This is a genomic window from Streptomyces sp. NBC_00080 (genome assembly GCF_045041255.1).
Taxonomy (GTDB): Bacteria; Actinomycetota; Actinomycetes; order Streptomycetales; family Streptomycetaceae; genus Streptomyces; species Streptomyces coriariae.
Window position 1 is genome coordinate 2045646 of the sequence record NZ_CP108235.1, and the last position, 24082, is coordinate 2069727.

Consider the following 24082-nt stretch of genomic DNA (forward strand, 5'->3'; position numbering starts at 1 on the left):
GGTCGTCGATCCCGCGCTGGCGAGAATCCGACATCGACCTCGCCCGGCCCGCGCCGCCCACCGGCTCCCCCGCGGTGCCGGTGGGCGGTGGTACCGGCCTCAGCCCGTCCGCTCCGGCCACGACGCCAGCGACCAGATCACGAACACGTCGATCCCCATGACCACGATCGACCAGAGCGGCTCGTAGGGCAGGAACAGGAACTGGGTGACCAGGCTGAGCGCGGCGAGGAAGATACCCGCGAAGCGCGCCCAGGTCACGCCCTTGAGGAGGGCCGCGCCGGTCGCCGCCGCGACGACGCCGAGGACGAGGTGGATCCAGCCCCAGCCGGTGAGGTCGAGTTCGTAGGCGTACGAGCCCACGCGGGCGTAGATGTCGTCCTCCGCGATGGCCGCGATGCCCTGGAGAACCGCGAGCACCCCACTGCACAGCAGCAGGACACCGGCGAAGACGACCCCGCCGGCCAGGCCGTCGTGCGCGGCGGGCCGGGACGGGCCGCCGGGGGGCGTGGACCAGGAGGTGCCGATCTCACCGTGCGGCTCTCCGGTCGGGGAGTGCGAGCTCATGCGAGGCTGTCCTTTCGGCGGGGCCGGGTCGCGAGGAAGTCGACGATCGCCAGCGCGAAGAGCAGGGCGAGGGCGAGGCCGATCACGACCCAGCCGGTCGGATACGGCCACAGGACAAAGGCCAGGACGGCTCCCGCGGCCAGGATCCAGGTGATCCAGGCGCGGTAGCGGTCGACGAACGGGCCGACGGGTCCTGTGCGCAGTCCGGCGTGGTCGGCGGTCGCGCGCACGGCACCGATGCCCGAGTGCCACAGCCGCCGCACCAGAGCGGCGTGGCGGCCGGGCCCGGTCAGCCAGGCGGCGAGGGCGATCACCACGCCGAGGGCGACCACCGACCGCACGGAGGTGCGCAGAAAACGGGTGAGCGTGTCGTACACGGACCCGGCAGCCGCCTGGGAGACACCGGCCGGGAGAGCGTCCAGGTAGACGACCCGGAAAACGGTCAGCGCGACGCCCAGCAGGAGCACGGCGAAGGCGAAACAGAGCGCGGCGACGATCAGGACGCGGCGGCGGTGCGCCGAGAGCAGGACACCCCCCGCCACCAGCAGGACCGCGATGACGGGTAGCCAGAAGCCGGCCAGCTCGAGCAGCCGGAAGTAGGTCTTGACCTTGCCGATGTCCTCGGACTCGACGACCGTGAAGTTGGTGTGGATCTCGGGGATCTTCCCCGCGATGGTCATCCCGGAGTCGACCAGTCGTTGTTTGACCTGGTCGACGACCGGGGCGAGGTCGACCGTCACCGTGTCGTTCTCGATCTTCACCGCGCCGCCGCCCCGGCCCGTCAGAGCCTTCTCGACGGAGCTGTGGATCCGGCGGTTGGCGTCGACCCAGATCCTCTCGAAGGCGTCGGAGGCCACGACCGCCTGGGCCTTGTCGTGCACGAAGCTGCGGACGGCGCTCTCGAGCGAGGGCCCGAGCCTGCCGAGGGCCTTCTCCAGTAGGGGACGCTGGGCCGGGACGGCGTCCTGGAGGAGTGCGGTGAGGTCGATGCGATCCATCAGCGCGTTCGTGACGCGGGTGGCGGCCGCGTTCTGGATGTCCTTGTCGGAGGCCAGCGGGCGGACGGTGTCGACGTAGCGGTCGGTGTCGCCCACGATGCTCGAGGTCCAGGCCGCCACCAAGCCCAACGGGGCGAGGACGCAGCCGAGGACGATGAGGACGACCGCGACGATCGAGCGGACCCGGTGGTGGGTGGGCCGACGGGTGCGCTCCTCCTCCAGGGCCGCGATGCGGGCCCTGAGTGCGTCCAGCTCCGCGTCGGCGGGAACACCGCTTTCCGGCATGGCGGAGACTCCCTCGCCGTCGGTCGGGTCCGGCCCGGGGTCGGACCGGTGGATGCCAGCACATCCCGGCCGTGCGGCGGCGGCGAGCGAGGCGGGGCCGTTCGGGTGAACGACCCCGCCCCCGCGGAGGGCCGCTACATGTTGATCATGTGCCCGGCCAGGCCGTGCACGGCCTCCTTGACGGCCTCGCCCAGCGTCGGGTGGGCGTGGACGTTGCGGGCGACCTCGTGGACGGTGAGGTCCCACTGCTGGGCGAGCGTCAGCTCGGGGAGCAGTTCGGTGACGTCGGGGCCGATCAGATGACCGCCGATGAGCTCGCCGTACTTGGCGTCGCTGATCAGTTTCACAAAACCGGTGGTGTCGCCGAGACCGTGCGACTTGCCGTTCGCGGTGAACGGGAACTTCGCCACCTTGACGTCGTAACCCTTTTCCCGCGCCTGCGCCTCGGTGTAGCCGAAGCTGGCGACCTGGGGCTGGCAGTAGGTGGCGCGCGGGATCATGGCGTAGTCCAGCTCCATGGTCTCCGCGTCGGCGAGGGTCTCTGCGGCGATGACGCCCATGGCCTCGGCGGCGTGCGCCAGCATCAGTTTCGCGGTGACGTCACCGATGGCGTAGATGTGCGGGACGGAGGTGCGACAGCGGCCGTCGATGTCGATCGCGCCGCGCTCGGTGACCCGCACGCCCGTGTTCTCCAGGCCGTAACCGGTGACGTTCGGGGCGAAGCCGATCGCCTGGAGCACCTTGTCGGACTCCAGGACCTGCTGGGCGCCGTCCTTGCCGGTGACCGTGACGCGGACCCGCGGGCCGGACTCGTCGATGGACTCCACCCGGGTGGAGGTGAGCACGTCGATACCCAACTTGCGGTACTGCTTGGCAAGTTCGGCGGAGACCTCGGCGTCCTCCAGGGGCGCGACCCGGTCCAGGAACTCGACGATCGTGACCTTGACACCGTAGTTGTGCAGGACGTAGGCGAACTCGATGCCGATGGCGCCGGCGCCCGCGATGACGATCGACTGCGGAAGGTCGTCGGCGAGGATCTGCTCCTCGTACGTCACCACTCGCGCACTGCGCTTGGTGCCGGGGAGCAGCTTGGGGGTGGCCCCCGTGGCGATGATGCAGTGATCGAAACCGAGAGTGCGGGTCTCCCCGTCGTAACCGGTTACCCGCAGGGTGTGGTCGTCGACGAAAGCACCGCGGCCGTCGAACTCGGTGATCTTGTTCTTCTTCATCAGGTAGTGGACGCCCTTGACCCGGCCGTCGGCGACCTTGCGGCTGCGGCGGTACGCCTCTCCGTAGTCGAAGGAGACCTGTCCGTCGACCTTGATGCCGAAGGTCTTCGCCTCACGGGTGAAGATGTGGGCGAGCTCGGCGTTGCGCAGGAGGGCCTTGGTGGGGATACAGCCCACGTTCAGGCAGACGCCGCCCCAGTATTTCTCCTCGACGACGGCGACGCGCTTGCCCAGCTGGGCGGCGCGGACCGCGGCGACGTAGCCGCCCGGACCGGCGCCTAGGACCACGACGTCGAAGCGTTCGTCCTGCTCGGTCATGGATTCGTTTCCTTTTCCGTGGAGTGCGATACGGGTGGTGCGTGCTGCCGTTCCGATTCTCGCGCGCCGAGGGGGAGAATGTGTGAGTGATCGATCACTGCTGCGCCGAGATGACCCGCCAGGCCGACGGGCGCTGCCGGGTACACCCCGACGTCTTCGCCTGCCCGGACGCGCTGGTGCGGTTCGAACCGAAGTTCCGGGAGTACGGGCTGATCGTCCACGACGGGGGAACGGCCTCCCGGGAGATCGCCTTCTGTCCGTGGTGCGGCGCGCGTCTGCCCCCGTCGCAGCGGGACCGGTGGTTCGACGCGCTCGAGGCACGGGGGATCGATCCCTGGGAGGACGAGGTGCCGCCGGAGTTCGAGGACGACCGGTGGCTGCGGGAAGGTGTCGCCGACCCGGTGTCGTCCGGCGAAGACCTGCCGCGTTCTCGCTGAGGCGCTGGACACGGGCCGGCGGTACGGGCACGGGGGTCCGGCATGCGTTGCCGTGCCCGGGTCCGTACCGCCGGCAGGGGTGGAACCCGTGGAGCGGTGGAGCGGGAGAGCGGTGGAAGCGGTTACTCGGAGGTTGCCGTGGGCCGCCGGGACGCGGACGTCGCCTTGTCCACGTCGGTCAACGGCCGGAGCCGGTAGGTGTACGCGTAGTCGCGGTCGGCGAACAGCTTGTACTCGTCGTGGGTGTGCGCGCCCCAGCTGTTGTCACCGCCGACGCCCATCTGCCGGTGGTTCAGGCGCAGTACGACCTCCTTGCGAGGGGTGAGCTGGTAGTCGTGACGGGCTCCGACGGACAGGTCCTCGGGCGTGAAGTGCGAGGCGTTGAACTCCAGCAGCGGCTCTCCGGAGACCAGCAGGCCGGTGCCGTCGCCGCCGGTGAGGGCCACCCAGCGCACGTCGGTCTTGTTGCCGTTCTCCTGGGGTCGCAGATAGGAGGTCCACTGCCCGGTGACGGTGCCGGAGTACCGGCCCACGTCGGTGGCGTCGTTGCGGTCCCAGTGGTTCTCCTCGGGACCGCGGCCGTAGTAGTGCAGCTTCTCCAGGCGGGCGGGCAGGAACAGCAGCGTGCCGACCTCCGGGATGTACGGCAGGGAGGCGGCGCCCGGGTGCAAGGTGTTGTCGACCTTGATCTCACCGTTTCCGAAAACGGTGTAGGTGGTGGTGTACGTCGATTCCGTCGTGGTGGGCAGCGTGCCGGCCACCTTGATCTCCACGGCCCGGTCGCGCAGCGCCCGCACGCTCACGCCGGTGACCTTGCGACGCGCGCCGGCATCGCGCCAGGTCTGGTTGCGGGTGTGCTGCCCGTTTCCGCGGTCGTTGTCGGTGGGGGCACGCCAGAAGTTGGGGGCCGGTCCCGAGGAGATCAGCCGGGTGCCGTCGGCCTCGTAGGAGGTGATGACGCCGGTCGTCTTGTCGACGGTGACCGAGAAGTTCCTGCCCTTGACGGTGACCGATCCGGCGCTGTCCCGGTGGCTGAGCGCCGGGACGCCGGCCAGAGGCACGGGCGTGACGGCGGGGCTCCCGGCGTCGACGGCGAGTTGCTGCCTCGCCACCTCGAAGCCGGACTTCGCCCACTTCGTCGTCTCCCTGGTGGTGAACGACAAGTGGAGGAAGTACTCGGCGCCCGGCGCCGGTCGGCCGGGCAGTTCGAAGGGCACCGTGATGTCCTTGCTCGACAGCGCTGCCACATCGAGCTGGGCACGGCTCAGCTTTCCGCGCCGGACCACTTCCCCGTCCCGCACGAGTTCCCAACGTCCGTCGAATTCTCGGAGGTTGGTGAACAGGTACTCGTTGGTGAGGGTGACCGCCGCTCCGGGCGTGAGCAGGCCGCCGGAGGCCGGGGCGGCACCCACGGCCTGGTAGATCCGCTTGACCTCGGCGGACTTGCCGGTGGCCCCGCGGTCGGCGGTGACGATGCCGTCGCCGGAGAACGCACCGTCGTTGGGGTTGTCGCCCCAGTCGCCCCCGTAGGCACGGAACGACTTCTCGCGGGGGCGTTTCTCGGTGAGGCCGACGGTGGCGGCGTCGAACCAGAACCGTACGCCGTCGTCGCCGGGACCACGGCCGGCGGACGACAGTTCGGCCGCGCTCAGCGCGCGGGCGTACACGCGGGCCCGCCGGACGGTGCCGCTGAACTCCCGGGTCGGGTTGTCGACGTCGGTGGCCAGGGACAGCGGTGCGGTGTTGTCTTCGGGGCGCACGGTGGTGGTGCGGGTGGCCCGGACCACACCGTCGACATACAGGGTCAGCGTGCCGGCCGCCGCGTCGAAGACACCGGCGACCTGGTGCTCGGAGCCGGTCCAGTCGCTCGGCAGTGCCCAGCTCGCGGTGATCCACTGGCCGCTGCCGTAGATGAAGAACTCGAGGGTCCTGTTCGTCTGCTTCAGGGCGTACTGGGTGTCGCCCTTGGCGAGGATCGGCTGGTGGTAACCGGTTACGTGCGGGGTGATCCAGGCTTCCAGCGTGAGGGAGCCCGTGAGGTCCAACGATGCGTCGCGGGCGAAAACGGTTCCGCCCAAGATGCCCTCGTCGCGGGTGAAGGTGCCGCTGGAGGCGATGAGCTCGCCCCTGAGCGCGGCGGGCCCGGCCTCGGTGAACAGCTTGCGGACGGGGGTGGGCCAGTCGAGGGCCTGGTCGACGAAGTCCCAGATCCAGCCGCCCTGGAGCACCTCGTGACGGCGGATCAGGTCCCAGTACTTCTTGAAGTTCCCGCTGGAGTTCCCCATCGCGTGGGAGTACTCGATCATCACGTACGGCCGGGTGTCGCTCGTGTCCTTGGCCCGCGCCTCTACGCGGGCGGGAGTGTCGTACATCTCGGAGCGGATGTCGCTGATCCCCGGGCGGTCGTCGCCCTCGTACTGGATGACGCGGGTGGCGTCGTAGGAGCGGATCCAGTCGTGCATGGCGTTGAACGTGGTGCCGCCGCCGGCCTCGTTGCCGAGGGACCAGATGACGACCGACGCGTGGTTCTTGTCGCGGTGGACCATGTTCTGGGCGCGGGCCACGCACGCCGTCGTCCACTCGGCGTGGTTGCCGGGATACTCGCCCCGGATGCCGTGGGTCTCGAGGTTGGTCTCGTCCACGAGGTACAGGCCGTACTCGTCGGCCAGCTCCAGCCAGAGCGGGTTGTTCGGGTAGTGCGAGGTGCGGACGGTGTTGATGTTCAGCCGCTTGATGATCCCGATGTCCTCGACCAGGTCGGCGCGGGTGAGGGCCGAGCCGCGGGTCGGGTGCATCTCGTGCCGGTTGGTGCCCCGGAAGGAGACCGGCTTGCCGTTGATGCGCATCAGGCCGTCCTTCAGCGCGAACTCGCGCAGGCCCACGCGGTGGGAAAGGGTTTCGATCACCTTTCCGGACGGGTCGCGCAGCCGGAGCACGGCCGTGTAGAGGTACGGATGTTCGGCCGACCACAGGCGCGGCGCGGGCACGGCCTTCGCGGCCTGTACGGCCGTCTCCTCCCCTGCGCCGAGCGCGACGGCCTGTTGCAGGGGCCGGGACCACACCGGATGCCCGCCCGCGTCGTACAGCTGGGTCTCGACGGAGTAGCGGCCGGCACCCTGTCCGCCGTAGTCCCGCACGCTCGCGGTGACCGACAGCTCGGCCGCCTCGTGGTCGTCGCTCAGCGGGGTGTCCAGCCTGAAGTCACGCAGGTGCACGGCCGGTGTGGAGTACAGGTAGACCGAGCGGAAGATGCCGCTCAGCCGGATCATGTCCTGGTCCTCCAGCCAGTCGCCGTCCGAGTAGCGGTAGACCTCCACCGCGATCTGGTTGGTGCCCGGCTTGAGGTGCGGAGTGATGTCGTACTCGGCGGGGTCGTAGGAATCCTCGTGGTAACCGACCAACTCGCCGTTGATCCACACGTAGTGGGCGGACTTGACCCCTTCGAAGTGAAGGAACGTCCGCCGTCCCGCCCAGCCGCGCGGGACCGTGAAGGTACGCCGGTACTGGCCCACGGGGTTGTAGCGGGTGGGGGCGGCCGGCGGCTGCGCCTCCTCCCCCAGCCCGTTGGCGCCCCACCACGGGTAGGTGATGTTGATGTAGATCGGACGGTCGTAACCGTGCAACTGCCAGGCGGCCGGAACCGGGATGGTGTCCCAGCCGCTGTCGTCGACATCGGTGCGATGGAATTCGGGGTCCCGGTCGTCGGGACGGTCGGCGTGGGCGAACTTCCAGGTGCCGTCGAGGCTCAGCCGGTACGGCGAGCGGGTGCGGTCGGCGGCGAGGGCCTGGGCGAGATCCGCGTACGGCATGAGGGTGGTGTGCGGGGGTTCGGTGCCGAGCCGGAAGACGTCGATGGCGCCGTTCCACTCCGGGGTGCCGTCCGCCGCGACGGCCCGGTGGGCGGTGGACGGCGCGGACAGGGCGAGCGCGCCGAGGACGGCGGCCGACCCTTCGAGCAGACGACGACGGCTGACGACCGTCCGCCGGGGGTGGTCCGGTTCCACCCACTGGGGGCGGTCCGGCCGGTCCATGGACGACACATGCGGGTGCGACATGACCACGACCTTCCTCGGGGCGACCCGTGCGGCTTCGCACGGACGGAGGGTGCGTCAGATCTTGTCCACTCCTGTTGAAAAAACGAACATAGACGCGCCGCGATGGCCGGATATCAACTCTCTTCGGCGCAACGCCACTTGGTGCCCGCGCCTCCCACGGGCATTTTTGGTGACTCCCGTCAGTACACGTCCCGCACGTACCGCTTGTCGGAGGCCAACTGCTTCACATAGGCCGCCGCCTCCGGCTCGCTCAGGCCGCCGTGCAGGACCGCGACGTCACGCAGGGCCAGGTCGACGTCCTTGGCCATCCGGGAGGCGTCGCCGCAGACGTAGAAGTGGGCGCCGTCCTGGAGCCAGGACCACAGGTGCGATCCGTGCTCGCGGATCCGGTCCTGGACGTAGACCTTGGCGCGCTGGTCGCGGGAGAAGGCGGTGTCCAGACGGGCCAGGGTGCCGTCGTCCAGGAGGGCGGCCAGCTCCTCCTCGTAGTAGAAGTCCGTCGCCCGGTGCTGCTCGCCGAAGAACAGCCAGTTGGGGGCCCGGTGCCCCCGTGCCCGGCGCTCCTGGAGGAAGCCGACGAAAGGCGCCACGCCGGTGCCGGGGCCGACCATCACCATCGGGGTGGCCGGGTCGGCCGGCGGCCGGAAGTGCGGGGAGCGCTGCACATGGACGGTCACCTCGGTGCCGGGCTCGGCGTCGGCCAGGAAGGGCGAGCAGACGCCCTGCCGGGGGCGGCCTGCCAGGTTCTCGTACCGCACGACGGAAACGGTGAGCGAGACGAGGTGGGGGTCGGTCAGCGGGCTGGACGAGATGGAGTACAACCGCGGCTGCAACCGCCCCAGCAGCTCTGCCCACTCCTGCGCGTCGGCGCGGACACCGAACTCGGCGGCCACGTCGACGGCCTGGCGGCCCCAGGACCACTTCGCCAGCTCGCCCTTGTTGTCGGGGCGCAGCAGCTTGCGCAGTTCACGCGGGTCGCGGGTGCGGTCGGCGGTGAAACGCAGCAGGGCGGGGGTGATCCGGGTGATGTCGAGGTGGCGCAGGAAGGCCTCCCCGAGAGCGACCTCACCGACGCCGTTCACCTGCACGCGCGCGTGCGCGTCGAGGCCGGTGACGCTCAGCCACTCCGCCACCACGTCCGGGGAGTTGAGGGGACGTACGCCCAGGGCGTCGCCCGCCTCGTACACGAGCGGGGTCTCGCTGTCGCGGGTGTCGAAGGTGAAGCGGCGTACCTCCTTGCCGGAGCCCGGCAGGCTCAGCAACCGGTTGCCGGTCAGGCGCGCGATGACGGGAGCGGGCCGTTTGGGGCGGGGCCCGGCGGGCGCCTCCGGCACGGCGACGGAAACGGTTTCCGCAAAGGTCACCGGCGCCTGAGCGGTGACAGGAATCCGGGTGGCAGGAGCGGCCCCGGTGGCCGGGGCCCGGCCGCCGACCGGGGCCGCGGGCACCGGGTCCGTGACCTCCTTCAGGGCGGTGGCCACCTGGTCGAGCCAGGCCTCCGCCTCCGTCTCGTAGTCCGGCTCGCAGTCGGTGCGGGGGGCCAGCCGGACCGCGCCGAGTTCGTCCAGCCGCCGGTCCAGCCGGCGGCCGTGCCCGCAGAAGTCGTCGTACGAGGAGTCCCCGAAGGCGAGGACGGCGTAGCGGTGGCCTTCCAGACGGCCGGTGTCCAGCGCGTCCAGGCCGTCCCAGAAGCCGGCGCCGTTGTCGGGGGCGTCACCGTCGCCGAAGGTGCTGGTGATCAGCAGCAGATCGGCGTCGGAGGGCAGCGCGGCGGGGTCGGCCTCGTCCATGGCGACGAGGGACGCCGGGTGACCGCCCGCGGAGAGCCGCGCGGCGGTGGCGGTGGCGAAGTCCTCGGCGTTGCCGGTCTGCGAGGCCCACAGGATGACGACCCGGCGCGCCGGGGTCTGCGGCGATGCGGCGGTGACGGTGGCGGTGCGGGAGTACATGCCGGCGAGGGTGCCGTTGACCCACAGCGCGTGCTCGGGGCTGAACGGCGCGTCCGTCGGCAGCACCGGCACCCCGGGGGCGCCGGCCGGGATCCCGGCGAGGAAACCGACCAGGTACTGCCGTTCGCGCTCGGTCAGGACCGGCGGCGGGGCGGGGCGCAGACCGAAGACCTCGGCCGCGGCGGGCAGGACAGCGGTCGGTGCGAGCACGGCTCCGGGTCCATCCGGCACCGGGGTCCGGGTGCCCGGCGCGGTCCCGAGCGGGTTCTCCGGCGTCGGCGCCTCCGCGGCCGGCGGCTGCACGGTAACCGGTGTCGACACCTTCGTCAGGGAGACCGCGCACACCTTCAGCTCGGGCTGGAAGGACAGCGGGTCGACGGCGTCGCTGGTGACCGCGTTGACGCTGAGGTACTCGCCGAACAGGTCGTTCCAGTGGAACGGCGCGAAACAGGAGCCGGGCAGGACGCGGTCGGTGACGACGGCGGGCAGCACGGCCCGGCCGCGCCGCGAGGCGACCTCGACGGAGTCGCCGTCGGACATGCCGAGCGCGGCGGCGTCCTCGGGGTGCACCTCCACGAACGGGCCGGGATCCAGCTTGTTGAGCTTGGCCACCCTCCCGGTCTTCGTCAGGGTGTGCCACTGGTGCTGGAGGCGGCCGGTGTTCAGGAAGAACGGGTAGTCGTCGTCCGGCATCTCGGCGGGCGGGACATGCGGACGCGGGTGGAAGACCGCGCGGCCGGAAGCCGTGGGAAAGGTGAGCGAGCCGTCGTCGTTCACATAGCGGATCGGGTTGCGGTCGGGGCCGTCGGCGGTGGCCGCCGGCCACTGCACGGGGGTGGCACGCAACCGGTCGTAGGTCACTCCGCGCAGGTCGTAGCCGGTCTGCGGGTTGTGGGCGCGCTTGATCTCCTCGAAGATCTGCTCGGCGGTGTCGTAGGTGAAGCCGCTTTCGTAACCCATGGCGCGGGCGACGGCCGCGATGAGCCGCCAGTCCGCCATGGCCTCGCCGGGTGGGTCGGCGGCGGGCCGGGCAAGGGTGAGGTTGCGCTCGCTGTTGATCAGGACGCCCTCGGTCTCGGTCCACATCGCGCCCGGCAGGACAACATCGGCGTAAGCGTTTGTCTCGGTTTCCGCGAAGACGTCCTGCGCCACGACGAACTCGGCGGCCTCCAGCCCCTCGATGACCGTCCTGCGGTTCGCGACGGAGGCGACCGGGTTGGTGCAGATGATCCAGCAGGCCTTGATGTCTCCCTCGGCCATCTTCCGGAACATCTCGACGGTGCCCTTGCCGACGCCGTCGGCCCTGATCGTGCCCGGCTCGAGCCCCCACAGCTCCTCGACGAAGGCACGGTCGCCCTCGACTAGGACGGAGCGCTGGCCGGGCAGCCCCGGGCCCATGTAACCCATTTCCCGGCCGCCCATGGCGTTGGGCTGTCCGGTGAGGGAGAAGGGGCCGCTGCCCGGGCGGCAGATCCTGCCGGTGGCGAGGTGGAGGTTGATGAGCGCGTTGGTGTTCCAGGTGCCGTGCGTGGACTGGTTGAGGCCCATCGTCCAGCAGCTGGTCCACTCCCCCGCCTCGCCGATCAGCCGGGCCGCCGTGCGGAGGTCGTCCTCCGGTATGCCGGTGATCTCGGCGACCGTCGCGGGAGCGTAGTCGGCGAGGAACTCCGGCATGGCCTCCCAGCCCTCGGTGTACGCGGCGACGAAGTCGGGGTCGGTGTGGCCGTTCTCGTGCAGGAGGTGGAGCAGACCGTTGAGGAGGGCGAGGTCGGTGCCCGGCGCGACCTGGAGGAACAGGTCGGCCTTCGCGGCCGTGGCGGTGCGGCGCGGGTCGACGACGATCAGCTTGGCGCCCGCCTTCACCCGGTCCATCATCCGCAGGAACAGGATCGGGTGGCAGTCGGCCATGTTGGAACCGATGACGAGGAAGACATCCGCCTTGTCGAGGTCCTCGTAGGAGCCGGGCGGGCCGTCTGCGCCGAGAGAAAGCTTGTAACCGGTTCCGGCGCTTGCCATGCAGAGTCGGGAGTTCGACTCGATCTGGTTGGTACGCAAGTAGCCCTTGGCCAGCTTGTTCGCCAGGTACTGCGCTTCGAGGCTCATCTGACCGGACACGTAGAGGGCGACCGCGTCGGGGCCGTGCTCGTCGACGATCGCCCGCAGCCGTCGTGCCGTCTCGGCGATCGCCTCGTCCACGGGGGCGGGCTCGGGTTCCGCGCCGCGGTCCGGGCGGACGAGCGCGCCGGCCAGCCGGCCCGGCGCCGCGAGCATGTCGGCGGTGGTCGCGCCCTTGGTGCACAGCCGGCCGAAGTTCGCCGGGTGCTGCTTGTCGCCGGACGCCTTCAGGACCGTACGGCGCCCGTCCGGTCCGCGGCCGATGTCGAGGAGCATGCCGCAGCCCACACCGCAGTACGAGCAGACCGTGCGCACCTTCGTCGTGGTCGCGTTGTCGGTCCGCGGGTCCAACGCGGCCACGGGCGCCCCCTTCCTTCTGACGATCAGCCTGGTGAGAGCCTCTTGCAAGCCTCTGTGACGGTACGAACCGTGCATTACGCAGGTGTCTCCCGGACCGGCCACCAGGAGTTAAGCCCGGCGCACACCGGGGGGCGGGTTGATGTGAGCGAGCCGCTGCCGCCCGCAGGATTTCACAAGCGGTTACGTTCCCCTTGCGCGAGCCGTCGGGGTCCGCTGCGCCAGGCCACGCCTGCGACTGCTGGGCATACGACTCGGCCGCCGGGACCGGCGACCGGGGTGACCGACCCCGCACCAAAAACGCCGGACACGAGCACAACCCCAGCCCGACCCTCCCCGTGCGCCATCAGGTCCCGCCCGCGCTCGCGCAGCAGTCGTCGTGACCACCAGGCACCACCATGAGCCACCACCAGCCATCTGCGCCGGAAGCCCGGTACCTGCGTGCGCCCCCGGCGAGCCGGCGTACGCCGAGCCGGTACGCGCGTTCCTCGCGCACCGAGCAACGGCCACATACAAAGTTGCGGCCCGTTACTTGGTCATGCCCCTGAACGTTTCTCGGGCAGCGGTACACGCGGTGCCGCGGGCGCGACAGGAGAAACAGTGCTCACGGAAGCGTTGTGGGGGCTGGCGACAGCCGGCGGAACGGCGATGGCGGGGGCCGTGGCGACAGACGCCTGGCGGTCTGCACGACTGCGGTTCGCGGGCCGCCACGGTCAAGGGGAATCGGCCCGGGGACGGGGCGCGGCGGCGCGGGGCAAGCCGACGCAGGCCAAGGCGGAGCAGGTCAAGGCGGAGCAGGCTCAGGCGACCCGGGACAAGTCGGAGCGAGTCGAGACGGCGCGAGTCGAGAGGGAACCGGTCGAGAGGGCGCGCGTCGGGTCGGGCCGACTCGGTCGTGCGGCCGCGGACGTCGCAGGAGCCGGTACGGCGGAGCGGGAGCCCGGTCACCGGCTCGGATCCCGGTCCGGGTCCGGGTCCCGGTCCCGGTCCCGGTCCCGGTCCCGGCAAGGCGGCTTGCAGCACAACATCACCCGCGACGGCGGGACGCAGCACATCACCCTGAGCGGAGACCTCAACGTCCACGTCAACGTCGGCCGGGAAAGCCGGGGTCCACGGTGAGCGGCGAGGCGGGGCACGCGACCCCGTCGGCGTCGGCGGCGGCCGCGGTGCCGGGGCAGAGCAACGCGGCGCAGCGAGGTGGCACGCAGTACATCACCGGCAGTGGTGACGTGCGGACCGTCAACGTGTTCGTCGTGCTGCGTGAGCGTCCGGGGGAGGACGACCGTACGATGCCTGCTCCCACGCGCCGCGAACGGCTGCGCCGCCAGATGTCGAGGGATGTGCGCGCGGCGGCGCGGGAGGTCATCACCCGGCAGGGTGTGGAGGCGTTGACGCTCGCCGAGATCGCCCGTCGGGTGGGGGTGACCCCGGCGGCGCTCTACCGGCACTTCGCCGATCTCGGGGACATCGTGCGGCGCACTGCGCGGGACATCGTCGCCGAGCTCACGGACCAGTTGCGAGAGGCCATCGAAGGGGAGCGTGAAACGGATTTCGCGGCCCGGTTGATCGCCCCGGCCCGGGTGTTCCGCCACTGGGCCCTGGCACATCGCCAGGAGTTCCGTCTGCTCTTCGGCACGCCCACCGTGGCCGCCGGTGTGACCCACACCGATGTGACCGCCGAGTGGGTCCGGCACCTCGCCGCCCTCTGGGGCGCCGAGCACATGCGGCTGTGGGCGGCCCGCCCCTACCCCATCCTGGCCGACGAGGACCTCACCCCCCGGATGCGTCGGCAGATCGCCGACTACCGCGCCGCCACGGGCGTGCAAATGCCGCTCGGCGCACTGATCGTCATGCTGTCGTGCTGGCGCACTCTCTACGGACAGGTGGCGCTGGAGGTGTTCGAGCACCTGACCCCGCTGGTCACCGACCAGGAGCCGATGTTCGAACTGCTGATGCAGGAAAGCGTGACCCGTATGGGACTGGGGGCCGAATACCGGCCCCCGGACGGCCTCAGGGCGTAGGGATCTCCTCCAGGATCCCTCCAGACCCGGCCAGGATCCCCCTCCGGACCCCGCCACGATCCCTCCGGACGCCGCCAGGATTTCCGTCGATCACCTGGCGGTGGTCGCGCAACCGCGCGCACCGCCCGCACCAGCCGCACCAGCCGCACCAGCCGCTGCTCACGGGCAGGAACGGTCGCAGCCGTTCCTGCTCCGCGTCCGACAGATCACCGCGTTCCCCCCTCGCCCTCCCCTTCCCCCCTCACCCTCCGCCTTCTCCCTCACCCTTCGCCTTCCCCCTCCCCATGACCGAGACGACGAGCTGATCAGGCGGAGGTCACATGATCGGCCGGACAGTTCCTCAGGCGTAGGTCTCGAACTCGGCCACCCTCGGGGTGGCGGTCGAGCCCGTGATCTCGAAGGTGACCTTCTTTAGCGAGGTGGACGTGAAGGAGATGGCGCCCGCTCCGCTGCCCGAGGTCAGCACCGCCCCGGTGTCGGCGTTGAGCACCCGCCAGGAGCCGATGTTGCCGGTGGCACCGGAGGCCTCCCGGATATTGATCTTGGAGACGGTGGTGGCCGAGCCCCACTTGATCGAGATGGAGCCGGTCGAGCCGGCCGGTGACCAGTAGGTGCTCGTGTCGCCGTCGCGGACGTTGCCGTAGCTGGTGCCGGACGCCTTGCTGGAACCGTCGGCGTCCGCGCCGATGCTCAGGTTGGTCCCACCGGGCGTCGACGTCGCGGTGGCGGTCGGCGTGGCAGTGGCGGTCGACGTGGGATTCGAAGTGGCGCTCGCGGTGGGTGTCGTCGCGGCGCAGTTGCCGTCCGACACCTTCAGGCCGTTGTTGGCGCCCGCGGTCGCGGTCACGATCGACGGCACGCAGGTGGCGGCGTCGAGACTGTAGGCGTAGGGGATGCCGACGGTCGTGTTCGACGTCGGGTTCGGCCCTGCGGGGTTGTTGTCCTCGCCCGGCTCCGACCAGGTCACGTTGTCGAAGATGTTTCCGCTGACCTGCCAGTACCCCGGCAGGTCGGTGTAGAAGGTGCCGAGGACGTCCTTGGAGTCCTTGAAGTAGTTGTTGTCGACCTTGGCCTTGCCGCCGGCCCGGGGGTTGATGCCCGATTCGTTCAGGCTGACGTAGTAGTTGTTGTAGATGTGGGCGGTGGCGCCGCGCAGCAGGGGGGTGCGGGAGTCGATGTTCTCGTACCGGTTGTGGTGGAAGGTGACCGGCCCGTTGGCGAGGTCGCTGTCGCTGGAGCCGACGAGACCGCCGCGGCCGGAGTTGCGCAGGATGCTGTAGGACAGGGTCACGTACTGGGTGCTGTCCTTCATGTCGAACAGGCCGTCGTAGCCCTCCGACTCACCGCCCGAGGCGATCAGCGTGGCGTGGTCGACCCAGACGTTGTGCACGTCGCTCTCCATGCCTATGGCGTCACCGCCGTTGGAGGTGGGCGAGCCCGACTTCTTCACGTTCTGGACGGTCACGTTCTGGACGATGATGTTGCTGGACTGGCGGATGTGGATGCCGATCTGGTCGAACACGGCTCCGCTGCCGACGCCGACGAGCGTGACGTTGCTGATGCCCTTCAGTTCGATCACGCCGGCGGCGGTGTTGCAGCCGGCGCCCGACACCTTCGCGGTGTTGCCGACGGTGACGGTCCCCTCGACCTGGATGGTGATCGGGGTGCTGGTACTGGCCCGGCCGCACAGGGCCTCGTGGATCTGGGTGCCCGTGGTGGCCTTGACCGTCGTCCCGCCGGCGCCGCCGGTGGTGCCACCGTTCTGGGTGGCGTATCCGGTCGCGCCGGCGCTGGCCGCCGACGCGGTGGGCATGGACAGGACCACGCCTGTCGCAGCCGCCAGGGCCAGCGTGCCGAGTGCCGCGGAGAGTCGCAGAGCGACTGGCTTTCTCATCCTTGCCTCGTCTTTCGTCATCGCGTACGGGGGTGCCGCGCACGTCGGTGCCCGGATCCGGGGCCGTCGAGATCGCGCACCCATGCCATGTTCATGCCATGCGGGTATCGAAGCGGGCCCCTGCCGACCTGGTGGACGCCGTTCTCGCCGCGGCCGGAAGAGGCGGTGATGCTGATGTGGTGCGGGCGGTGCCGCTGTGATGCCGGCGGCGCGAAGGCCATGCGGGCGACGCGACCGGGACCAGGTCGGGACGCACGCAGGCCGAGGCGACGCGGGGTGGGAACGCCGTCGAGAGCGGGACAACCGGGGGAACGGGACCACGGAAGCCCCGGCCGGCCCCTGGTGCGGGTGCCCGACGCCGCGGCCACGGCGACGAGCGCGATGCGTCCGCGCCCCGGAGCGCATCCCGGAGTCCTGGCGCGTCGGCACCTCGGTGCGGTCAGCCCTGGCCAGCCTTGCGCCGGATCGGTTGCGGCGCGCGGGCTGCTCCACGGCCAATACCGCGGGCCGCTTCCCCGGCACGGTCAACAGGCGCCGGGAAAGCGCTTTCTCCACGCGAGGATAGGGCGGCCATAACGGGGTGACAAGTATGTGAACGCCGATCGATCCGTCGAACTCTCGCGGCTACTCGATCGGGACGCCCAGGGCGTTGCCACACACCACGCAGAGCCATGAGCCTTCGCATCACCGCCGCCTACTCGAGCCCTCCCATGTTCACAAGTATGAACACTTACACGGGCGGATCGCTGCTCGCAGCTCGACGCTCTATCGGGGAAGTCCGGTGCGGTTCAGGCCGGTGCGGTTCAGGCCGTGCGGTTCAGGCAAGCACGGTTCTGGGGCGTCCGCGAGGGCGCAGGGACCGCGCGTCCGGGTTGGCGCACCGGACTTCCGGCAACGCGTTCAGCAACCGCCGCAGTTGTAGTACAGGACGTCCCAGTGGTTGCCCTCGTCCGCGTAGACGTTGCCGGAGCCCGAGCGGTACTGCGGGGCGCCGTCGCCACGCAGGCCGATGTAAGTGAAGGTGTTCTTGATGTAGTTGGTGACGCAGGTGTTCTTGCCGTAGTCGAGCTTGTAGCCGTTCCAGTGCGAGTAGGTGCCGCTCGCATGCCCGGTCTCCGTGCCGCCGGTGATGTTGAGGGCGCAGCCGGTGGCCCGCTTCAGCGTCTGCGCGCCCTGTGCGGTGGACAGGTTCAGCTGCTCGAAGGACGTACAGGTGGAGTTGTTGCGGTCGGAGCAATTGCCGGACGAGGACCAGGTGATACCCACCTCGCGGAACATCGAGGTGGCCGTGGCGTGACTGACCTTGGTGACGGCGAAGGCGTCGGTCGCGGTGCCGACGACGGCGACGCCGGGGGCGACCACGAGCGCGAGGGCGGTCAGTGCGGAGCGGAACTTCATGAGGGAACCTTCCTGCGGACGACCGTGCTTCCTGTGGATTGGCTGTGCAGGCGGTACGGGCGGTGCAGGGAGATGGTGCCCGACCTCTACGCGCGTTCGCCAGAGGACGGCGGTCTTCGATCATCTGGCGCCATGAGCCTTCCCGACACACCTCAGGCGGGCGCCACTCGCCCCACCCCTACGGATGTCCTCGAGCGGCGGACCCGAGACGGCGGAAGGCGTCGACGCAGGCTGAGCGAGGTCCTGGACCGGAGTGGGAAGAGTGCACCGCTCGCTGTGTGTCGAGCCGAGGCGCTCGTCCGGCCGGCACGCGGGCGGCGACGGTCCACCTGCCGCCTGAGTACGCGGCACCCGGGATCTGAGTAGCCGGACGGCTGTGCGGCTTCGGCCGCCCGGATGGGATGGAGGCATGAACGCATCCACCTCCGCCGCCGTCCCCGCTCCCCCCGTCCAGTCGGCGTCACCGAAGGACCGCACACGGCGGTGGGCCGCCGTGGCCGCCCTCCTCTTCGTACCGGCAGCCGTGGTGACCGGCGTGCTGACGCTGGCCTCGGAAAGGGCGGGACGGTGTCTGACGTACGGCGAGCGGTGCACCCCCGGTCTGCCCGGCTGGTTGTTCGCATGGAGTGCGGGCGTCGGCGCTGTGGTCTTCCTCGTCGCCGTGGCCGCCCCGGCCGTGCGGGTGCGGCGGGCGGCACTCACCGCCCAGATCCTCGCGGAGGGCACCGCGCTGCTCGTCATCCTCAGCCACGCGTGACCAACCGTGCGGGGCTACGAACGGCAAGGTCCCGTAGATCCCGGGAAACAGCGGCCGTGGCCCGCCGTCGACGCGGTCATGTGGCTGCCAGGAGGATGGCCGTGTAATGCGCGGTGAAGGCGGCGATGGTCAGGGCGTGGAAGACCTCGTGGAAGCCGAACCAGGCCGGTGAGGGGTCGGGGCGTTTGAGTCCGTAGACGACGGCGCCCGCCGTGTAGAGCAGGCCGCCGGCGATGACGAGTACGACTACCGCGATGCCGCCGGCGCGGGCGAAGTCCGGCAGGTAGAAGACGGCCACCCAGCCGAGGGCGATGTAGCACGGGGTGTACAGCCAGCGGGGAGCGCCGATCCACAGGACGCGGAAGGCGATGCCGACCAGAGCGCCTGCCCACACCGCGGCCAGCAGCACCCGCTGCTGACTCGCGGGCAGCAGCAGTACCGCCAGCGGGGTGTAGGTGCCGGCGATGATCAGGAAGATGTTCGCGTGGTCCAGCCGCCGCAGGACCGCCTCCCCGCGCGGGCCCCACGTGCCGCGGTGGTAGACCGCGCTGGTACCGAACAGCAGGCAGGCCGACAGCGCGTACACCGAGCAGGCCGCCACCGCCGCCGCCGAGCCCGAGACGGCGATCAGGACGATCCCGCCGACCAGCGCCAGGGGGAACACGCCGGCGTGCAGCCACCCGCGCATCCTGGGCTTCAGCGCGGCCGCCGCGCGCTCCACCGTGCCCTCCAGACCGACGGAGGCAGTCAGCCGGCCGGCTGTACCGGCAGGCGCGTCAACCGCCGGGGCGAGCGGGACGTCGGGCGGGGCTTCGGGGCCGGGCTGGGATTCCCGTCCGTGGAACGGCGGTTGAGCATCTTCGGCGATCATGCGCTCGTATTCTCAAATCGGCTGATCAGTGCGGCCTGGCGCGTCGCTGGGGACTGTGGGGGTACGTGCTGCTGGCTGCTGCGGGTCAGATGCCGGCCGTGTGCCCGGAGGCGGCGCGGCGGTACTCGGCGTTGATGCGCTGGGCTTCTTCGAGTTGGTCTTCGAGGATGATGATGCGGCAGGCGGCCTCGATGGGAGTCCCGTGGTCGACGAGTTCCCGGGCGCGGGCGGCGATCCGCAACTGGTAGCGGGAGTAGCGGCGGTGTCCGCCCTCGGAGCGGAGCGGGGTGATGAGGCGGGCTTCGCCGATGGCGCGGAGGAAGCCCTGCGTGGTGCCGAGCATCTCGGCGGCCCGGCCCATGGTGTAGGCGGGGTAGTCATCGTCGTCGAGACGGTCGTAGGAGTCGTCTGCTGTCACTTGCACCTCTCTGTGGAACGCGTAGAGGGGCCCTGGCACCGTACGGCGCCAGGGCCCGAAGGAACTGCTACACCATCCGCCGGCCCTTCTACTGCGCCGGCCTTCTGTTTCCGCAGACCCGACCGGAATGCAGTCGGGCGTGCCGGGATCGCGGTTGCTTGACCGGAGACCACCTCACTGTCGATGTCCTGCGGTACCCGGGCTCAAGACTTACGCCCGGGCGATCCTGATGGCGTTCGGCTCCTCCGTTCTTCCCTGGTTGATCAACTGCTTGCCAAACGGGGCACTGCGTACTGCCGATACTGCCGAAACTCCCGGTGCGCGCGCCCGCAGCCGACGCCTTCACCGAGGTACCGCTCACCGACTTCGCTGCCGGGTACTGACACTGCGGTGCTGCTCATGGCGGCCCCTGATCACTGCGGGCCCCCCGGTCCGGCCGTCAGCCCCGTCGCCGTCCTGCAACAACCCTGGCTTCGGAACTCCACCACCGCACCGTCCTGCGTACTGCAACTGCGGTACTGCTGCCCGGCAGTTCGTGTCTGCCGGTCCTGCTGTCTCTCTGGGCTACGAGAGAAACCATAACCACGTCACCGACCAATGTCTACTCTCGTCGGCATAGATTTTCGTGCGCCGGATGGTGAGGTCCGGTCCCGAGCCACTCTTCGACGGCAGGGACCGACGCTGCACGCCGGCCACCTCCTCCCAGCCGGCCACCCTCTCTCGGGCGGGCACCGTCGCCGACGGCCGCGCTCAGGCAACAGCCGGTGCCGGATCGCCGACGCCCATCGACTCCAACCGCTTGATCTTCTGCCGCACCACGTACAGCGGAATCACCCCGAACACCCCGAACGACATGTCGATCACGCTCCACCAGAAGGGAATCCCCCGGAGCGGTCCGCAGGTCAGCGCGAGCGGGATGATCCCGGCGCAGGCGATCATCGAGAATTCGACGACCCAGACATTGCGGACGGGGTCGCGGTAGGGGCCGTAGAAGGCGACGGCGATGACGAGATGGGCGAACGCCAGCCAGTCCGTCCCGTAGAGGAGGAAGGGGTAGTCGGCGTCGGCGGTGTCGAGCCCGCGCCGGACTCGCTCGATCCATTCCATGAGGCCGGGCAGATGTTCGGGGACGGACAGGTGGCCCAACAGCCCCTCGACCCAACGCAGTTCGTGCACCAGCGGGAAGGCGGTGGCCCCGCTGAGCACCAGACAGACGACGAAGAAGCCCAACCATGCACGGATGCCCTTCACCAGGGCGGCTCGGTCGCTCATGGCGGTAGCGTACGCCCACAATTGAACACGTTCAAAACTTCCCCCTCCTTCACATCCGGGCCGACTCCTACGGCCGTTGACCCGATCACGGCGACGTGCCGGTCACGGCGACGTGCCGGTCACGGCGACGTGCCGGTCACGGGGAAGCGCCGGTGGCGGCCGTGGATCGCATGCCGGACGCGGGCACGGATCGCGCCGGACGGGGCCGAGCGCGCCCCGACGGATGGGTTCAACGGCTATGGCGCGGGGCCGATGCACCATCCCCCGGGGCACGCGAAGCGCACCCCGCAAGGCGGCACACGGGAATCCCCGGAGGCTGCGAGCGGGGGCGCCGGGTCCGGTTCCGGGGTGGAGACCTTTACCCGTGCCTGATGGCATGGCCGCGTCAAATCTGTCAGGCTTCCGGCAGCCGTCGCGCACCGCCCTCCGGTACACCCACGCCGTCAGGGACAGCCACCGAGCAGGCCGGAATCCCGGCCGCCGCAAAGGAGCCACGTGTGAGACCCACCCCCCGCAAGGCCGTCGCCGCGAGCGCGCTCACCCTCGCCGCGCTGGCCGCCGTCTCGCTCCCCGCCACGCCCGCGACAGCCACGCCGGAGCGGGCCGCCTCGGTCGCGGCCGCGCCCGGCACCCCCTCCGCCGGCGTCGCCGAGCCCGGGAGCGCGGCTGTCGCCCCCGCGAAGGCGGCTGCCGCGGCCGACGCCTGCACCCCGGCCCAGGTGATCACCAACGGTGGCTTCGAGAGCGGCACCTCGCCCTGGACCCAGTCCTCCACCAGTGTGATCACCAGCCGCACCGGGCAGAGTGCCCACGGCGGCACCGCCTTCGCCTGGCTGGACGGTGTGGGCAGCACCCACACCGACACGCTTTCGCAGAGCGTCACGATCCCGTCCGGGTGCGCCGCCGCCACCCTCACGTTCTGGCTGCACATCGACACGGCCGAGACGACCTCGTCCACCGCGTACGACAAGCTGACGGCCAAGATCGGCACGACGACACTGGCCACGTACTCGAACCTGGACAGGAACACCGGCTACGTCCAGAAGTCGTTCGACGTGTCGGCGTTCGTGGGCCAGACCGTGAGCCTCGCCTTCACCGGCACCGAGGACTCCAGCCTCCAGTCGAGCTTCGTCCTCGACGACCTCGCGCTCAACACCTCCGGCGACACCGCTCCGCCCGCCGGTGCCACCCGCACCCCGGCGGCACCGTCGTACACCGTCAGCCTGACCAGCAACACGGCCGGCACGGTCTGGACCGGTCACGAGAGCGCGACCTTCACCAACGCCTCCGCGACCGCGCTCAGCGAGGTGTATCTGCGGCTCTGGGACAACTACCACGGCACCTGCACATCGATGCCGATCGCGGTCAGCAACGTCACCGGCGGCACCGCGGGCGCCCTGTCGGTGGGCTGCACGGCCCTCCAGATCACCCTCGCCAGTCCCCTCACCCAGGGGCAGAGCGCCACAGTCGGCTTCGACCTGGGCATCACCGTGCCCAGCGGCGCCGACCGGTTCGGCTACGACGGGGCGTTCAGCTTCATCGGCAACGCGCTGCCCCTGCTGGCGGTGAAGGACGGCGCGGGCTGGCACCTGGACCCGTACACGAACAACGGCGAGTCGTTCTATTCGCTGGCCGCGGACTTCAAGGTGACCCTCGACCATCCGACCACCCTCCTGGTGCCGGCCACCGGCGCCTCGGTCGACGCCGCCGGCACCAGCGGCCGCACCGTCACCACGGCCACCGCCACCAAGGTCCGTGACTTCGCCTGGGCGGCCGGTCCGTTCACCAAGATCTCCGGCACCTCGACCGCCGGGACCCCGATCAACGTCTACTCCGTCACGGGCATCAGCTCGGCCAACGCCCAGTCGATGCTCACCACCGCCAGGACCGCCGTGGACGCGCACGCCGCCCGCTTCGGCGCCTATCCGTACGGCGAGTTGGACGCCGTCATCGACAACAACTTCTGGTTCGGCGGCATGGAGTACCCCGGCTTCGTCCTCGACCTGGTCAGCACCACGGCACTGACCCATGAGATCGGCCACCAGTGGTGGTACGGGATCGTCGGCGACGACGAGTACAACACCCCATGGCTCGACGAGTCGTTCACCGACTACGCCACCGACCTGGCGCTGGGCAAGACGGGCACCAGCTGCTGGAGCAGTGTCTCGTGGGCCTCGTCGGCCGAGAAGATCACCAACTCGATGGCCTACTGGGACACCCACTCATCCCGGTACTCCACCGTCGTCTACGGCTACGGCAAGTGCGCCCTGCACGACCTGCGGCGGCTCATCGGCGACACCGCGATGACCAAACTGCTGAAGGACTACGCCACTTCGCACTGGTACGGCGTCTCGACCACGGCCGAGTTCAAGGCAGCCGCCCAGGCCGCCACGACGACGGACCTGACGTCGTTCTGGACCACCCACCGCATCGAGGGCTGACCCGGCCCGGGCCACCGGCCCTCTTCACCGGCCACCGGTTCCGCGGGGGCGCCGTCCGGCGCCCCCGCGGAACCGTTGCCGGCCGCCGGCGCCGAACCCCGGTCCCCGGTCCCCGAGCTTCCGGCTTCCGGCTTCGGCTTCCGGCCATCCGGTCAGCGGGCCACCCGGTCAGCGGGCCAGCGGATCAGCCGATGAGCTCGGCGAACACCTGGTACGCCTGCTCGTCGAACAGCACGAACCGCACCTCCTCGACCGCCGTCTCCGCCGCGCGCACCGCGTCGACCGCGATGCGGGCGGCATCCGCCATCGGCCAGCCGTACGCCCCGGTGGAGACGGCCGGGAACGCGACGGTACGCGCGCCCAGCTCGTCCGCGACCTCCAGGGATGCGCGGTAGCAGGAGGCCAGCAGATCGGGGTCGCCGCCGGAGACCTGGTACACGGGGCCCACCGTGTGGATCACCCAGCGGGCGTCCAGTTCCCCCGCGGTCGTGGCCACCGCCCGGCCGGTGGGCAGGCCCTTGCCGTACTGCGAGGCGCGCAGCCGTCGGCAGTCGGCGAGGATCGCGGGGCCGCCCCGGCGGTGAATGGCTCCGTCGACGCCACCGCCGCCGAGCAGCGAGGAGTTGGCCGCGTTGACGACGGCGTCCACGGACTGCCGGGTGATGTCGCCCTGGACGAGCGTGATCGTGGTCATGCCTGCGTT

General features: G+C 70.4%; 15 protein-coding genes. 4 read left to right on the plus strand and 11 right to left on the minus strand.

The window, feature by feature from the left end; genetic code table 11:
* Positions 1-99 precede the first annotated feature (99 nt).
* From OHU34_RS09120 to lpdA, 3 genes are all read right to left on the minus strand, one after another.
* The gene (locus OHU34_RS09120; protein WP_142266872.1) at positions 100-564 is read right to left on the minus strand and encodes a hypothetical protein; all 465 of its coding nucleotides are present in this window, start codon (positions 562-564) and stop codon (positions 100-102) included.
* Positions 561-1847, minus strand: a complete 1287-nt coding sequence (locus tag OHU34_RS09125) for a hypothetical protein (protein WP_142266871.1) — start codon at positions 1845-1847, stop codon at positions 561-563. Before OHU34_RS09125 ends, OHU34_RS09120 begins: the two co-directional genes overlap by 4 nt.
* 134 nt (positions 1848-1981) lie before the next feature.
* A complete protein-coding gene (gene lpdA / locus OHU34_RS09130) occupies positions 1982-3394 on the minus strand; it encodes a dihydrolipoyl dehydrogenase (protein WP_142266870.1) in 1413 nt (470 codons plus the stop codon).
* Positions 3395-3480: 86 nt separating this feature from the next.
* Here lpdA and OHU34_RS09135 point away from each other — a divergent pair, with 86 nt between their 5' ends.
* Positions 3481-3831 (plus strand): DUF6980 family protein, encoded by a 351-nt coding sequence (locus OHU34_RS09135; protein ID WP_142266869.1) that lies wholly within the window; start codon positions 3481-3483, stop codon positions 3829-3831.
* A 122-nt stretch (positions 3832-3953) separates the two neighbouring features.
* On the opposite strand, the gene OHU34_RS09140 is transcribed toward OHU34_RS09135, so the two are convergent.
* Together OHU34_RS09140 and OHU34_RS09145 are read right to left on the minus strand one after the other, a co-directional pair.
* A complete protein-coding gene (locus OHU34_RS09140) occupies positions 3954-7862 on the minus strand; it encodes a glycoside hydrolase family 2 TIM barrel-domain containing protein (protein WP_405772196.1) in 3909 nt (1302 codons plus the stop codon).
* Positions 7863-8065: 203 nt separating this feature from the next.
* Complete coding sequence (locus tag OHU34_RS09145; protein ID WP_405772199.1) at positions 8066-12226, minus strand: molybdopterin-dependent oxidoreductase; 4161 nt, start codon at positions 12224-12226, stop codon at positions 8066-8068.
* 1196 nt (positions 12227-13422) lie between these two features.
* Between OHU34_RS09145 and OHU34_RS09150 the strand changes: the two genes are divergently transcribed.
* Complete coding sequence (locus OHU34_RS09150) at positions 13423-14328, plus strand: TetR/AcrR family transcriptional regulator (protein WP_142266866.1); 906 nt, start codon at positions 13423-13425, stop codon at positions 14326-14328.
* 340 nt (positions 14329-14668) lie between these two features.
* On the opposite strand, the gene OHU34_RS09155 is transcribed toward OHU34_RS09150, so the two are convergent.
* Positions 14669-16222 carry a polysaccharide lyase family 1 protein gene (locus OHU34_RS09155; RefSeq protein ID WP_405765771.1) on the minus strand — a complete coding sequence of 518 codons (1554 nt, stop codon included), beginning with the start codon at positions 16220-16222 and terminating at the stop codon, positions 14669-14671.
* A 900-nt stretch (positions 16223-17122) separates the two neighbouring features.
* Positions 17123-17620 (minus strand): hypothetical protein, encoded by a 498-nt coding sequence (locus tag OHU34_RS09160; protein WP_142266864.1) that lies wholly within the window; start codon positions 17618-17620, stop codon positions 17123-17125.
* 409 nt (positions 17621-18029) lie between these two features.
* Between OHU34_RS09160 and OHU34_RS09165 the strand changes: the two genes are divergently transcribed.
* Positions 18030-18377 carry a hypothetical protein gene (locus tag OHU34_RS09165; protein WP_142266863.1) on the plus strand — a complete coding sequence of 116 codons (348 nt, stop codon included), beginning with the start codon at positions 18030-18032 and terminating at the stop codon, positions 18375-18377.
* A gap of 76 nt (positions 18378-18453) precedes the next feature.
* On the opposite strand, the gene OHU34_RS09170 is transcribed toward OHU34_RS09165, so the two are convergent.
* The 3 genes from OHU34_RS09170 to OHU34_RS09180 all read right to left on the minus strand — a co-directional run bounded on the left by OHU34_RS09170 (position 18454) and on the right by OHU34_RS09180 (position 20938).
* Complete coding sequence (locus tag OHU34_RS09170; RefSeq protein WP_405765774.1) at positions 18454-19248, minus strand: hemolysin III family protein; 795 nt, start codon at positions 19246-19248, stop codon at positions 18454-18456.
* An 85-nt stretch (positions 19249-19333) separates the two neighbouring features.
* Complete coding sequence (locus OHU34_RS09175) at positions 19334-19666, minus strand: MerR family transcriptional regulator (protein WP_020125526.1); 333 nt, start codon at positions 19664-19666, stop codon at positions 19334-19336.
* A gap of 750 nt (positions 19667-20416) precedes the next feature.
* Positions 20417-20938, minus strand: coding sequence for a hypothetical protein (locus tag OHU34_RS09180; protein ID WP_230194250.1), 522 nt, complete (start codon positions 20936-20938; stop codon positions 20417-20419).
* A 497-nt stretch (positions 20939-21435) separates the two neighbouring features.
* On the opposite strand from OHU34_RS09180, the gene OHU34_RS09185 reads away from it, so the two are divergent.
* Entirely contained in the window at positions 21436-23379 is a 1944-nt protein-coding gene (locus tag OHU34_RS09185) for a M1 family aminopeptidase (RefSeq protein WP_405765777.1), read from the plus strand.
* Positions 23380-23563: 184 nt separating this feature from the next.
* Here OHU34_RS09185 and OHU34_RS09190 read toward each other — a convergent pair whose 3' ends face one another.
* Positions 23564-24073 (minus strand): O-acetyl-ADP-ribose deacetylase, encoded by a 510-nt coding sequence (locus OHU34_RS09190; RefSeq protein ID WP_405765779.1) that lies wholly within the window; start codon positions 24071-24073, stop codon positions 23564-23566.
* Positions 24074-24082 lie beyond the last annotated feature (9 nt).

Bases quoted from the DNA above. Each gene is read 5' to 3' on its own strand.
- OHU34_RS09145 (WP_405772199.1), bottom strand. From the start codon at position 12,226: ATGCTCCTCGACATCGGCCGCGGACCGGACGGGCGCCGTACGGTCCTG.
- OHU34_RS09160 (WP_142266864.1), bottom strand. From the start codon at position 17,620: ATGAAGTTCCGCTCCGCACTGACCGCCCTCGCGCTCGTGGTCGCCCCC.
- OHU34_RS09140 (WP_405772196.1), bottom strand. From the start codon at position 7,862: ATGGACCGGCCGGACCGCCCCCAGTGGGTGGAACCGGACCACCCCCGG.
- OHU34_RS09155 (WP_405765771.1), bottom strand. From the start codon at position 16,222: ATGAGAAAGCCAGTCGCTCTGCGACTCTCCGCGGCACTCGGCACGCTG.
- lpdA (WP_142266870.1), bottom strand. From the start codon at position 3,394: ATGACCGAGCAGGACGAACGCTTCGACGTCGTGGTCCTAGGCGCCGGT.
- OHU34_RS09125 (WP_142266871.1), bottom strand. From the start codon at position 1,847: ATGCCGGAAAGCGGTGTTCCCGCCGACGCGGAGCTGGACGCACTCAGG.
- OHU34_RS09180 (WP_230194250.1), bottom strand. From the start codon at position 20,938: ATGAGCGACCGAGCCGCCCTGGTGAAGGGCATCCGTGCATGGTTGGGC.
- OHU34_RS09170 (WP_405765774.1), bottom strand. From the start codon at position 19,248: ATGATCGCCGAAGATGCTCAACCGCCGTTCCACGGACGGGAATCCCAG.
- OHU34_RS09120 (WP_142266872.1), bottom strand. From the start codon at position 564: ATGAGCTCGCACTCCCCGACCGGAGAGCCGCACGGTGAGATCGGCACC.
- OHU34_RS09190 (WP_405765779.1), bottom strand. From the start codon at position 24,073: ATGACCACGATCACGCTCGTCCAGGGCGACATCACCCGGCAGTCCGTG.
- OHU34_RS09165 (WP_142266863.1), top strand. From the start codon at position 18,030: ATGAACGCATCCACCTCCGCCGCCGTCCCCGCTCCCCCCGTCCAGTCG.